The 11,570-nt window shown below is 70.5% G+C and carries 14 protein-coding genes and 3 pseudogenes; 11 read left to right on the top strand and 6 right to left on the bottom strand.

The genetic code is table 11. The features are described from left to right. Positions 1 to 9: 9 nt before the first annotated feature. Positions 10 to 627: a TetR/AcrR family transcriptional regulator C-terminal domain-containing protein gene (locus ACIOHC_RS41465; RefSeq protein ID WP_351079981.1), complete on the top strand. Its 618-nt coding sequence runs from the start codon at positions 10 to 12 to the stop codon at positions 625 to 627. Positions 628 to 811: 184 nt separating this feature from the next. Here the strand turns inward: ACIOHC_RS41465 and ACIOHC_RS41460 are convergent, their stop codons facing one another. Continuing rightward, positions 812 to 1,153 carry a hypothetical protein gene (locus tag ACIOHC_RS41460; RefSeq protein ID WP_351079983.1) on the bottom strand — a complete coding sequence of 114 codons (342 nt, stop codon included), beginning with the start codon at positions 1,151 to 1,153 and terminating at the stop codon, positions 812 to 814. Between the two features lie 280 nt (positions 1,154 to 1,433). On the opposite strand from ACIOHC_RS41460, the gene ACIOHC_RS41455 reads away from it, so the two are divergent. The 3 genes and pseudogenes from ACIOHC_RS41455 to ACIOHC_RS41445 form a co-directional block, all read left to right on the top strand. Next, positions 1,434 to 1,691, top strand: a complete 258-nt coding sequence (locus ACIOHC_RS41455; RefSeq protein WP_351079985.1) for a hypothetical protein — start codon at positions 1,434 to 1,436, stop codon at positions 1,689 to 1,691. Between the two features lie 8 nt (positions 1,692 to 1,699). Continuing rightward, positions 1,700 to 2,068, top strand: coding sequence for a hypothetical protein (locus ACIOHC_RS41450; protein ID WP_351080027.1), 369 nt, complete (start codon positions 1,700 to 1,702; stop codon positions 2,066 to 2,068). A 130-nt stretch (positions 2,069 to 2,198) separates the two neighbouring features. Beyond that, positions 2,199 to 2,460: pseudogene (locus tag ACIOHC_RS41445) on the top strand (hypothetical protein); the annotation flags it as partial. A gap of 94 nt (positions 2,461 to 2,554) precedes the next feature. Here the strand turns inward: ACIOHC_RS41445 and ACIOHC_RS41440 are convergent. The 3 genes from ACIOHC_RS41440 to ACIOHC_RS41430 all read right to left on the bottom strand — a co-directional run bounded on the left by ACIOHC_RS41440 (position 2,555) and on the right by ACIOHC_RS41430 (position 4,743). Beyond that, complete coding sequence (locus ACIOHC_RS41440) at positions 2,555 to 3,580, bottom strand: zeta toxin family protein (protein WP_365693941.1); 1,026 nt, start codon at positions 3,578 to 3,580, stop codon at positions 2,555 to 2,557. A gap of 231 nt (positions 3,581 to 3,811) precedes the next feature. Further along, complete coding sequence (locus ACIOHC_RS41435) at positions 3,812 to 4,207, bottom strand: DUF2267 domain-containing protein (protein ID WP_351079988.1); 396 nt, start codon at positions 4,205 to 4,207, stop codon at positions 3,812 to 3,814. 104 nt (positions 4,208 to 4,311) lie between these two features. Continuing rightward, entirely contained in the window at positions 4,312 to 4,743 is a 432-nt protein-coding gene (locus ACIOHC_RS41430; RefSeq protein WP_351079990.1) for an Hsp20/alpha crystallin family protein, read from the bottom strand. Between the two features lie 128 nt (positions 4,744 to 4,871). Here ACIOHC_RS41430 and ACIOHC_RS41425 point away from each other — a divergent pair, with 128 nt between their 5' ends. Beyond that, a complete protein-coding gene (locus ACIOHC_RS41425) occupies positions 4,872 to 5,531 on the top strand; it encodes a type III effector protein (RefSeq protein WP_351079991.1) in 660 nt (219 codons plus the stop codon). Between the two features lie 271 nt (positions 5,532 to 5,802). Here ACIOHC_RS41425 and ACIOHC_RS41420 read toward each other — a convergent pair whose 3' ends face one another. Further along, positions 5,803 to 6,000 carry a hypothetical protein gene (locus ACIOHC_RS41420; RefSeq protein WP_365693938.1) on the bottom strand — a complete coding sequence of 66 codons (198 nt, stop codon included), beginning with the start codon at positions 5,998 to 6,000 and terminating at the stop codon, positions 5,803 to 5,805. A 19-nt stretch (positions 6,001 to 6,019) separates the two neighbouring features. Between ACIOHC_RS41420 and ACIOHC_RS41415 the strand changes: the two genes are divergently transcribed. The 6 genes and pseudogenes from ACIOHC_RS41415 to ACIOHC_RS41390 all read left to right on the top strand — a co-directional run bounded on the left by ACIOHC_RS41415 (position 6,020) and on the right by ACIOHC_RS41390 (position 11,081). Then, positions 6,020 to 6,271 (top strand): transposase, encoded by a 252-nt coding sequence (locus ACIOHC_RS41415; protein WP_351079994.1) that lies wholly within the window; start codon positions 6,020 to 6,022, stop codon positions 6,269 to 6,271. A 134-nt stretch (positions 6,272 to 6,405) separates the two neighbouring features. Continuing rightward, positions 6,406 to 6,925 (top strand): annotated as a pseudogene (locus ACIOHC_RS41410) (transposase). An 8-nt stretch (positions 6,926 to 6,933) separates the two neighbouring features. Next, positions 6,934 to 7,419, top strand: a complete 486-nt coding sequence (locus ACIOHC_RS41405) for a transposase (protein ID WP_365693936.1) — start codon at positions 6,934 to 6,936, stop codon at positions 7,417 to 7,419. Positions 7,420 to 7,513: 94 nt separating this feature from the next. Next, positions 7,514 to 8,491, top strand: a pseudogene (locus ACIOHC_RS41400) (transposase); the annotation flags it as partial. 79 nt (positions 8,492 to 8,570) lie between these two features. Beyond that, complete coding sequence (locus tag ACIOHC_RS41395) at positions 8,571 to 9,551, top strand: DJ-1/PfpI family protein (RefSeq protein ID WP_365693934.1); 981 nt, start codon at positions 8,571 to 8,573, stop codon at positions 9,549 to 9,551. Positions 9,552 to 9,686: 135 nt separating this feature from the next. Further along, the gene (locus tag ACIOHC_RS41390) at positions 9,687 to 11,081 is read left to right on the top strand and encodes a DJ-1/PfpI family protein (protein WP_365693933.1); all 1,395 of its coding nucleotides are present in this window, start codon (positions 9,687 to 9,689) and stop codon (positions 11,079 to 11,081) included. 107 nt (positions 11,082 to 11,188) lie between these two features. Here the strand turns inward: ACIOHC_RS41390 and ACIOHC_RS41385 are convergent. Beyond that, positions 11,189 to 11,570 (bottom strand): transposase (locus tag ACIOHC_RS41385; protein ID WP_401846632.1); only part of this gene is annotated, 382 nt, incomplete at its 5' end.

Raw genomic sequence — 11,570 nt, 5'->3', positions numbered from 1 at the left:
AATTCAGGTGTGGAGAAGAAGCGAACCGAAGCTCGATCAACGTCGGCTCGGTCGCGTGACCGCGGTCGCGCGACGAGGCTCCGGCTGATCGAGGCAACTGCACGGCTCTGCAAGGAGCGGCCCGGCGCCGAAGTGAGCGTCGCGGAGATCGCGAACGCGGCAGGCGCCTTCCCCAATCAGGTCACCTACTACTTCGGCTCCAAGGACTCGCTGCTCGTGCACGCCGCCTTTCTCGGCTTGCTGCACGACGCCCGACGGATTGAGCGCCTCGGTCGCCAAGCCCCCGATGCCGCGACATTCAGGCGCAACATCGCCCGCGCCGTACTGGCCATGCCCTCGCTCCCATCGGTCGCGCGAGCACTCGCCGCCGGGATCTCCAAGCCCGAACTCGCCCCCGTGGTCGACCGGCACCTCCAGTTGCTATTCCGGCAATCCGAGCACTTCGTGAGCCAGCTCATCGACAGTCGCGGCTGGAGGGCCCGTCGACCGCTCAACATGGAGGTCAGGACGTTCTGGAGCACCGCGCTCGGCGCAGTGCTGCTCGTCCGGGCCGGGGCACACGGCACTGTCGCCGACCTCGACCTCGCCGGAGCATTGACCATCCACGACGAACCCGAGCGCGGCTAGCTCGGTCGAACGGGCCTGCGGCGACGACGAACGCGGTTCCCGCGCGACGGTGGCCTTGTCGCGGTCGGCATGTTCGATCGGGTTATAAGGGGTAAATGCAGGGCTAAAGGCTGCCCGGTCAAGGGCTGATCCGGTTGGCGCCCGCTGGCCAGAGGGTCGGTTGTCTGTGTGCCCTGGTCTTGTCTCAGCAGGCGGGGTGGCGGTTGTCCCAGTCGGCCAGTACGGCACGGACGGTGACGGCGAGCTCATGACGCACTCCACGCCCGGTGGCGACGTTGCGGAGGTGGGGCTCGGCACCCTGCAGCAGTGCCGCCTCCGGGCAGCTCAGCACCATCGCGCGGTGGGTGCCGTGGCGGCCGACGTGGCTCCAGGCGTCGAAGCAGTTTCCCCTGGCCGTGGGGATGTGTCCGTCGACGTACGTCCTCGTGCCGGGCTTCTGACAGATCCATGGGGTGCGGAGCGCGCAGCGCACGCAGGCGAGATTCCCCACCATGTCGGGCTGGCACGCCCAACCAAGCCGGGGCACCGTCGACGCCTCCTGGTCGGACGGCCCGCACCAGTCCCGTCGGAGGGTGACCCCGTGAGGGCCGTGATTGCCCTCACGGGGATGGGGACTCGCTTGCAACTCGGCGGAGCACACCAGCTGCGCGGCCGCGCCGGCGGGCCGCTGGTGGTGGCGGCTTCGTCGTCGGCGGGACCGCCCACGCGTCGCAGGGACAGGACAGCAGCCCAAGCGGTCGCGGGGGAAGGCGGCGCTGCGTACGGGTACGTACCCGTACCCTTGAGGGATGGGAAGGAGTGCGACGATGTCCGATGCCAATGTTCGTATCCCCGAAGAGGCCAAGGACCGGCTTGCAGCGATCGCGGCCGCTGAGGGTCTGTCGCTGCGTGCCTATCTAGCGCGCCTGGCTGAGACGATGCTGACCCCGGCCGAGCGTGCGGAGCGTGCCGAGAAGGCCCGTGCTGCGTTGAAGGAGTGGAACGGCTACGCCCCCACTGCTGCCGAGCAGGATGACCTGGACAGTGAGCTGGACCGGCGCCTGGCACAGGTGACGGCCCGGTGAGCGACGCCATGCGAATCGTTCTGGACGACACGGCGATGGCCGCAGCCGGCCAGGGCAACGTCCTCGCATCCCGCCTCATCCACCGGGCTCATGCCGAGCCCGGCTGGTTCCTCTACGCCCCGGCCTGTGCGCTCGTCGAAGCCGACCGCGCACGTCCCGGCACGGCAGAACACCTGGTGTCTCTGCCCGGCATCACTGTCCTGGACCTGGACCTGCCGGCCGCTCTCGCGATCGCGCAGCAGGAGACATGGGCCGCGGCGCACAGCCAGTACGCGGCGCAGCCCACCGCGGACCGTCCCGACGGTGCGATCGTCGCGACCACCGCCCCGAACCGGTGGGAGGGAGAGCCGGTCCGCGTCCTGGACCTGACGCCCTGACCGGTCGGTGATGTGAGGCCGGGCCGCTCTGCCGGTCCGGCCTCACGCCTGGACGGGTCAGCCCCGAACAGCACCGGCCGGGTGTCGGTCGGCGCAGAAGCGCTGTGGTCAGGCCGATGGCTGGCTGGCGATCCCGCCGCGGCGCCTGGCGGAACTGTCCCGGTACGGCGTGGACGGCAAGGCGTCGCTGCTGCGCCGGCGGCTCCCGACGGCTGGCGACGTTGCTGGCCACCACCGTCTACCTGACGACCCGGGCCGTCGACGACGCGCTCGACCTCCTGGAGGTGCTGATCGCGACGAAGCTGCTGGCCAAGGCCGAGCGCGAGACGGTCAAGGAGAAGATGAAGACGCTGCCGAAGATCGAGCGGGCGTCGGCGAAGCCCCTGAGCGCCTGAAGACCCTGAAGGAGGAACTGGCGATGTGCGCCGCCGATCTGCAGGCGCTTCAGGACGCCGGCCCGGAGGAAGTGGCCAAGATCGCGGCCCGCTACGGGGCCCGTTCCCAGGAGCTGGGCGGCCAGTGGCCGGAATTCCGTTGAAGGACGGGCAGCGGCGCTGCGGTGATCGTGGAGGCGAGGGTGCGTGGCTGCAGGTGGGCGGGCATCAAGGGCCAGGCCAGCGTGGCGATCTCGACGAGAACCGACCGGTACTGCGGCAGTTCGCCCCGCAGGCGCTGAAGGGTGGCGAGGAGCTGGGCTGCTTCGGCCTGCGTGTACGGGCGGCTCTGCTCGGCCTCCACTACGTGCGCGCCCCGGGGCGACCTGCTCCAGGCTCCGTCCGGGGTGCGCTCGTTGCGGTACACCGCGGTCAGGTCTCTGCGGATGACCGAGACGCAGTGCACGTACGGTGACTGTTCGGCGGCGTCGACCACGTTCGGGACGACGTTGAAGGTCGCCGCGTGCGCGGCAGCCGCGGTGAACCTGGGGGCGCCGCCCAGGCGGGCCACCTCGGCGCACCGGGTCGCAGTGCCCAGCCGGCTGTCCGCGGCGCGCGCCCCGATCACGACCAGCTCCACGCGGTGGCCCGCCTGGTGATGGCGGCGCGCACCGTCGAGGAAGTGACTGACGCTGTCGGGGGCGATCTCCATCAGAAGGTCGCCACGGCGCGCCCGTACGTACACTTCGGCCATCTCCTGCCAGGCCCGGTAGTCGGCCCTGATGCGGGCGGAGGCCGGGCGCGGCTGTTCTGCGAGGAGCTGGCGGTAGTCGGGGTGCGTCGCTTTGAAGATGCCGCCCTCGATCCGGGTGGGCCTGCGCCGGCGCAGCGCGCGACGCAGAGCGCGCGCCGCGTGGGTCTTTCCCGCTCCTTGCGGGCCCATCACGTACAGGGTGACGGGGTCGTCCTGCGGGGTGATGGCACTCAGGTGCATCGGGACGATCAGCTCGTTGAAGATCCACGCGTGCTCGCTGGTGGACAGGCGGTGGTAGTCGACACCGGGCGGCACCGTGAGGGGCTGGGCAATCCGGCGCACCGGCTCGGCCAGCGCGAAGGCGCGCTCCAGGCCGCTGGCCACCGCCAGACGGCGCTCCGGGGTGATTACCGACAGGTGCGACAGCTGTTCTGTGCTGGCCAGGTGGTGCCGGAAGTGCCACGTTTCCGGTGCTGTCCACGGCCGGGCCCAGTTGGCGGTCAGTGCCTGGGTGCGGCCGGTGCACTGAGCCAGTGGACATCACTGCGGTGGTTGCCATTCTCTCGCTGGGGTGCCGGTGTCCGCACGGATGTGCGGACACCGGGAGTGGGGTGGTCAGGTGGGCTGGGGGCGGCCGAAGAGCAGGTCGTAGCCTGCGGGGAGCTGAAGCAGGATCTGCTTGAGGAGGCCATCACCGGCAGCGTCGGCGACCGTACTGAGGACGGCGCTGACGTCCCAGGTTGCGGTCTGCTCGGTGGCCCCCTCGATCCAGGCCGCCGTCGCCCGCACGAACCGCTCCGGTGGCAGCGGCTCGGCGCTTTGCAGCGGGTTGAGCAGGATCAGGGCGAAGCCCTCCGGCAGACGCGCCGCCAGCTGGGCGCGTACCTCGCCGACCAGGTGCGCGCCGAGCAGGGCGAGGACCACGCGGGCCGCACGTTCTGCTTCCTGCTCGCTTTCGTACTCGCCGCGTTCCTTCACATGGTCGAGAAACGCTTCGATTCGCAGGGTCACGTCGGCCGCCGCCCTTCTTCGACTTCTGTGCTCCGGTGGGTGCGGAGGGCGGGTGAGGGGGAGATGCCCACCCTCCGCTGCTGATCGGCCCCTGTCGCCTGCGATCAGCCGGAGATCTCCTTGCGGCCGGATCCGACGCCGATGGAGATCTTGCGGGGCTTGGCACGCTCGGCGATCGGGATGTGCAGGGTGAGCACCCCGGCGTCGTAGTCGGCCTTGATGTGCTCGGTGTCGAGGGTGTCGGCGAGCACGATCTGGCGGGAGAAGACGCCCAGGGGCCGCTCGGAGAGTTCCATCTGCACGTTGTCGCCCTTCGCCACGGGTCGGCGCTCGGCCTTGACGGTCAGCATGTTCCGCTCGACGTCGATGTCGATCGCCTCCGGACTGACGCCCGGCAGGTCGAAGGCCACCACGTACTCGTCACCCTCGCGGTAGGCGTCCATTGCCATCGCGGACGGCCGCGACCAGGTGCCCGGACCCATCAGCTGCTGAGCCAGCCGGTCGAGCTCACGGAAGGGGTCGGTGCGCATCAACATCGTGAAACACCTCCAGAAGGTTCGGGCAGTTGCTGCCAATGCGCCTCACAGAAGCCGTTGTAACATGTCATCCAATGGACGACAAGCACGATGTCATCGAATGGACGACACGATGGCAGGAGGTGCCCATGGCAGCAGCCGACCGCCCGGCCTTTTCCAGCACCGACGGCCGCAGCCCGGCCTCGTTCCTCGCCGCCGCCGCGGCCTTGCGCGCCATAGACGACGCTCTGCATGCTGCCCGGCAAGAGACCTCCGATGCCCCTGATACCGGCCCCGACCCGGAGCAGGCCCTGGCCTCGCTGCTGCTGCTGCGGCAGGTTCGCGAGCAGCTCGCCGGCTGGGAGAGCGGCCTGATCGAAACAGCCCGCGCCGCGGGCGCCAGCTGGGCCGACCTCGCCCACCCGCTCGGCGTCGCCAGCCGCCAGGCCGCCGAACGCCGCTACCTGCGAGGCCAGCCCGGCCCCACCGGCACCACCGGCACCACCGGTGAACAACGCGTCCAGGCGACCCGCGAACGCCGCGCCGCCGACCGCGCCCTCACCGCCTGGGCCCGCCGCAACGCCGCCGACCTGCGCCGCATCGCCGGTCAGATCACCGCCCTCACCGAACTCCCCGCCACCGCCCGCGGCCCCGTCAGCCAGCTCGACGCGGCCCTCGCCCAGGACGATCCCGCCGCCCTCGTCCGCCCCCTGAACGCCACTCGCCCCTACCTGACACACCTCCACCCCGGCCTCGCTGCCCGACTCGACGCCCTCACTGACACCACCACCTCCGCCGCCTCGGACTGAGTCGGTGCTTCCTTGACTGGACAGCTGTCGGCGCCGAGAGGGATCTGCTGCCGGAAGGCGCTGTCAGGATGTCCGGGCACGGCGCGGGTGACGATGGCCGGCTGGCTGCGGCACGCCAGCTCCGCACTACCAGTTCTCCAAACAGCTCATGGACGCTCACCTGGGCAGGTCGCGTACCACGGTGGCCACCGCGATGGCGGCTATCACCGCGCGTCCGTTCCACGACGCCGGCCGCTGCGCCGTGCGTTCATGCACGTCGGCATCGTTGGGACTATCCGACTCGGGCGGCAGCCGGTGCGCCCCCAGCTGTCGGCGCCGGCCGCCTAATGATCAGCCTCAACGAGCGCAGGTCCGTGCCTGTGACGTTGCCGACGCCGCCTCGCGCGGCCCGGATGGTCACGACGACGGCGAGGAGCTGAGCACCGATGGGTAGTTCGGTGATCAGATGCGTCGGGTAATTGCCGGTCATGGAGAATTGGTCGGCTGAGGTGGCTCAAGTCACTGCGTGGGACGCCCAGTTGCAGGAGCTATTGCTGCAGATTGCTGATGTCTTCCCGCGGGCGGATCTGCGACGGCGGGCTACGGCGTGCGTGTGTGGGTTGTTGGGTCCGGTCTCCCGGAAGAACGGCTGGCAGCTGGCGGAGTACGCCGGCTGGCGGCGTCCCGACGGACAGCAGCACCTGCTCGACCGGGCGAGGTGGGACGTTGACGAGCTGCGCGAGCGGATCTGCCGTTACTGACTTCGGCTCGTTGGGGTGAACCTTCTCGAAGTCCCTGACGCGTTCGCCGTGGTGGCTGTAATCCGTGGTGTGTGAGGTATGCGGATGGGGGCGGGCTGACCGCTGCGGGACGGCTGCGCCGGGAGACGGTGCGGATGCAGGCGGCCGAGTTGTTCGAGCAGGGAACCAAGCCGTCGGAAGTGGCACGGAGCCTGCGGGTGAGTGTGAAGTCGGCCTACCAGTGGCAGCAGCTGTGGCGGGACGGCGGTGCTCAGGCTCTGGCTCCCGTGGCCCGGGCGGGTCGCGGTGCCGTCTGTCCCCGCGCTGTCTGGAGAAGCTGGCAGCGTATCTGGAGCAGGGGCCGGCCGCGCATGGCTGGGTGGAGGACCAGGTGTGGACCGCGGCGAGGGTGGCCACGCTGATCGGCCGGAAGTTCCACGTCTCCTACAGCGTCTCCGGGGCGACGAGGCTGATGCACCGGCTCGGCTTCAGCCCGCAGGTCCCCGCGCGGCGGGTGGCCGAGCGGGACGAGCCGGCCGTCACCGCATGGAAGGAGGCGACCTGGGCGGAGGTAAAAGAACCCGGGCGGCCTGTGGGGGCTACATCTGCTTCGAGGACGAGGCAGGCTTCACCCGACGGCCGCCCAAGGACGCACCTGGGGCCGGCGCGGAGTGACCCCGCAGGTGACGGTGAGCGGACGACGCTCGGGACGTTTGTCGGTGGCAGGACTGATCGCCATGCGGCCCGGCTCCCGGACCCGGCTGTGCCACCGCCTGCGCACCCACCGCTCCGGCAAGGGCAAGCGCCGCAGCATGGGCGAACGTGATTTCATCGCACTGATCGACGGCGCCCACCAACTCGTCAAGGCACCGATCGTGCTGGTCTGGGACCGGCTGAACACCCACGTCTCGCACGCCATGCGCGGGCTGATCGCCGAGCGTGCCTGGCTGACGGTGTTCCTGCTTCCGGCCTACTTGCCCGACCTCAACCCCGTGGAGTGGGTCTGGGCACACGTCAAGCGCAGCCTGGCCAACCTCGCCGTGGTCGCCCTCGACCGGCTCGCGGCCCTCGTACGCAACCGGCTCAAACGACTTCAGTACCGGCCCGAAACCCTCGACGGCTTCATAGCCGGCACCGGCCTGGCCATCGACACCCCAACATCACCCTGACGAGCCGAAGTCAGTACACGCTGGAGGGGCTGGCCGACGGGGCGGGCGGGGTGCTGGTCATCGATGAGACCGGGTTCGCGAAGAAGGGCGAGACGTCCGTCGGTGTCGCCGGCAGTTCTCCGGCAGCCTCGGCGGTGTCTTCCCCTGCCAGATCGGTGTGTTCGCGGCCTGGGCCACCAGCCGTGGGACGGCGCTGGTCGACCGGGAGATCTACCTGCCCCGCACGTGGGCCGACGACCGTGAGCGGCGTGTGACCGCGCAGGTGCCCGAGACCGTCGGGTTCGCCACCAAGCCCCGCCTCGCCGAGAAGATGATCGACCGGATCCGTCCCCTGCTCCCTGAGGGCACCTGGCTGGCGGCGGATCGACAAGCTGGCCGCCGCGGCGGACGAGAGCGAGTGGCAGCTGATCGAGGCAGGCCCCACCGGAGCGGCTCCCGCTGGTGGCAGTGGTGGATCCGCCCGGTCATCGACCCGGAGGAACCCATAGGCGCCGCGGCACCAGGGCAGCCCTGGTCCAGCCGCTGGATGATCGCCCGTCGCCGTCCGGAGCATCCCGACAAACGCGACTACTACCTGGCCTGGGGGCCCTCCGGTACCCCGCCACAGCACCTGGCCCAGGTCGCCGGCGCGCTGGAGGGTGGAGGACGCGATCAAACTCGCCAAGCACGAGTGCGGACTGGCCGACTACGAAGTACGCCACTGGCACGGCTGGTACCGCCACATCACACTCTCCATGCTGGCCGCCGCCTTCCTGGCAGTCCAGGCCGCCCACGCCTCAGACGACTCCCACACCCCCGTACCCCCGCGGCAGACCGCCGCCAACGAAGACAAAACAGCTCCCGGAACGAAAAAGGGGAACGTCAGGACACCACCCGTCCCGCGCGACTCAGCTCCTGCACTGCGGCCGAGATCCGCAAGCTCCTCACCCTCGTCCACCCACCAGCCCCACCGCGCAACGGCAGAGTTGCGCACGGCCTGCACTGGTCACACTGGAGACGGCAGCACCAGGCCATCGCCAACGAACACCACCGCAGACGCCGCAACCTCGAACTCGCCCTGAACTACAACTGAAGGGCCAGTGCCAGATCTGTCCACCGTCCGTCCCTGGGAGACCTCGTGCGGGCGGTTCGTGGCGGCCTACTGTGGCGGGGTGAGCGAAGAGATGAACGGGTGTACTGGGCGGGTGCTGGTACTGGTGCTGCCCGAGGTGAATCTGCTGGACCTCGGCGGTCCCGTGCAGGTGTTCGACGCTGCTGCGCATCTCGGCGGCGGCTACCAGCTGGAGTACGTCGCCGAGACGGACGGTCTGCGGTCCGCACAAGGCCTGCGGCTGGCGGGGCTGGCACCGCTGCCGACGAGCCGGGCGGCAGCCGGTGATCTGGTGCTCGTGCCGGGCCCCCGGCTGACCGGATCCGACCGGCTGGTGGCGCCCGCCGTGGTGCGCTGGGTGCGCGAGGCCCACGACGCGGGTGCCCGGGTGGCGTCCGTGTGCAGCGGTGCAGTCGTTCTGGGGGAGGCGGGGCTGCTGGACGGCAGGGCGTGCACGACCCACTGGTCGCTTACCTCGGCGATGCGCGACCGGTACCCGCGGGCCCGGGTGCGTGAGGCCGCGCTCTACGTGCACGACGGGCGGATCAGTACCAGTGCGGGTATCTCGTCGGGGATCGATCTCGCGTTGTCCCTGGTCGAGCGGGAGCGCGGCCCGGAACTGGCCGCAGGAGTCGCGCGTGAACTGGTGCTGTATCTGCGGCGGGACGGGGACGCGGCACAGATCAGTCCGTTCCTGCGGCACCGCGACCATGTCCAGCCCGCGGTGCACCGGGTGCAGGACCATCTGGCGCAGCATCTGGACGCCACCTTCACCCTGCTCGAACTCGCTGGCATCGCCGGGCTGTCCCCGCGCGGTCTGACGCGGGCCTTCACCACGGCCACCGGCGTTACCCCGTTCGCCTACCAGCGGCAACTGCGGCTGGAGCGGGCCCGCACCCTGCTGTCCGGTACCGATCTGACGGTGGAGGCGGTCGCGCTCCGGTGCGGATTCCGTGACGCTCGGCAGCTGCGCCGGGTGGTCGCCGACGCCTTCGGAGCCCCGCCCTCGCTGCTGCGCGCACCGCTGCGGCCGACTGCCTGACGGACCCGTCCTCCTCAGCGAAGGGTCTCTTTCCGACCGCTTTCCCCGCTTCTTCCCCTTTTTCCGTTTCCATGAGGGCTGACGGCACAGTGCTGCCACAATGTGCCCAGATTGTTGAGGTATGTCTTGCTTGAGATGAGTTCCGGGGCCCGCAAGGGGCACCGGGCGCTGCGCCGTATCGGCTGGGTACTGCTGGGCACGGCTCTGGCGGCTGCGTCCTTCGCGGGGATCGCCTTCGCGGGGGTGAGCGCGTCGATGGCCGACAGCTTCGCCGCCGCCCCCCGCGGATCCGATGCCAGGGTGTGGCCGGCCGCCCGGCCAGTGCCGGAGGGCAGGATCACGGTGGCGGTCGCGGTCAGCAACGAGGGCTCCGTGGCCACCGATGTACTCGCGCCCTACCAGGTGTTCGCCGAGTCGCGGAGAATGTTCGTCTACACGGTGGCCGCCGAACGCCGTGTCTCCCCGCTGTCCGGCGGCGCCCATCTGCTGCCCGACCACACGCTGGCCGAGGTGGCGGACGGCACTCTGCCGGAACCCGACGTGGTGGTCGTGCCCGCCGTGGCCGACCCCACCGGCGCGGGCGAGGAGCGCTTGCGTCGGTGGATCGTCGAACGCCATCGCAAGGGCGCCCGGATCCTCGGGGTGTGCGCGGGCTCCGAACTGCTGGCCGCCTCCGGTCTGCTCGACGACCGCGACGCCACGTCGTTCTGGTCCAACATCGGCTCCCTGGAACGCAGCTACCCCAAGGTCGACTGGAAGCGCGGGCGGCGCTACGTCGAGGACGGGCGGGTGACCACCACCGCAGGCGTCACCTCCGGCACCGTGGGTGCGCTGCGGTCGGTCGAGGAACTGGCCGGCAAGGCGGAGGCGACCCGTATCGGCACCGGTCTGTCCTACCCCGGCTGGACTCCGGACGGACCGACCACGATACCGGCCAACCATCTCGCCCTCGGCGACCTCCCGTACGCTCTCAACGCCGCGTTCCCGTGGCTGCGCCCCACCACGGCCATCGGCCTGGTCGACGGCGTTGAGGAGATCGACGCGGCCGCCGCCTTCGAGGGATACGGCGGAGTCTCCTTCGCCACCCGCACGCTGGTGATCGGCGCCGGTGACACCGTCACCACCCGCCACGGCCTGGTCCTCGCCACCCGGCCGGCGGAGGGAGGCGCCCACGGGGCAGATCGCTTCGTGGTGCCCGGCGTCAACAACGCCTCCGGCCTCGGCAGTGCGCTGGGCGGCTGGGCCCGCCGCAACGGGCTCGCCGCCGAACTGCCCGGCGGAGGGCGGCGGTCCGGGGAGTTCGGCTTCGATCCGGTGCTGCGGGACCTTGCCGAGCACAGCGACCGTCGTACGGCGCTGGTCACCGCGAAGTTCTCCGAGTACCCCTCGGCCCACCTGGAGCTGACCGGCGCGTCCTGGCCCTGGCGGTCCACTCTGCTGGCCGCGGCAGCGCTCGTCGTGAGCGTGGGGGTGGGGCTGGCACCGACGGCGATCCGACACACGGTTCGACGGCGGCGCCCCACAGCGTAGCTCCCCTGAGCTATGAGCGCGCTGGCGTCGGCGCGCGGGGGGGGGTGCCTCTATGTCTTTCGTCAAGACGCCCTTGTTGGGTTTGGGGTGGTTTGGGTGTGGTGGGGTTATGCGGCGAGTTCGAGGTTCTTGGGGGTGCGGGGTTCGTAGAAGGTGCCGTCTCGGAGCATGGCGAACAGGACGCTGATGCGCTGGCGGGCGAGGCGGAGGAGGGCTTGGGTGTGGGTTTTGCCGCGGGCTCGTTGCCTGTCGTAGGAGGTGCGGGAGGCGGGATCGGCGTTCATGCAGGCGAAGGCGGAGAGGAACATGGCGCGTTTGAGCTGCCGGTTTCCGCCTCGGGGTGCGTGTTCGCCGTGGATCGGGGTGCCGGACTGCCGGGTGGTGGGGGCGAGGTCGGCGTAGGAGGCGAGGTGAGCGGCGGTGGGGAAGCCGGTGCCGTCGCCGGCAGTGACCAGCAGGACTGCGGCGGTCCTGACACCGACGCCGGGC

The sequence above is a fragment of the Streptomyces sp. NPDC088252 genome (assembly GCF_044740965.1).
In the GTDB taxonomy this organism is placed as follows: Bacteria; Actinomycetota; Actinomycetes; order Streptomycetales; family Streptomycetaceae; genus Streptomyces.
Note: the sequence above shows the minus strand (reverse complement) of the source record. Positions and strands in the feature narration are given on the sequence as shown.

Coding starts and splice junctions, on each gene's coding strand:
- ACIOHC_RS41390 (WP_365693933.1), top strand. CDS start 9,687: ATGAGTTCCGGGGCCCGCAAGGGGCACCGGGCGCTGCGCCGTATCGGC.
- ACIOHC_RS41430 (WP_351079990.1), bottom strand. CDS start 4,743: ATGTTGATGCGCACCGACCCCTTCCGTGAGCTCGACCGGCTGGCTCAG.
- ACIOHC_RS41450 (WP_351080027.1), top strand. CDS start 1,700: ATGCGAATCGTTCTGGACGACACGGCGATGGCCGCAGCCGGCCAGGGC.
- ACIOHC_RS41420 (WP_365693938.1), bottom strand. CDS start 6,000: ATGACCGGCAATTACCCGACGCATCTGATCACCGAACTACCCATCGGT.
- ACIOHC_RS41455 (WP_351079985.1), top strand. CDS start 1,434: ATGTCCGATGCCAATGTTCGTATCCCCGAAGAGGCCAAGGACCGGCTT.
- ACIOHC_RS41425 (WP_351079991.1), top strand. CDS start 4,872: ATGGCAGCAGCCGACCGCCCGGCCTTTTCCAGCACCGACGGCCGCAGC.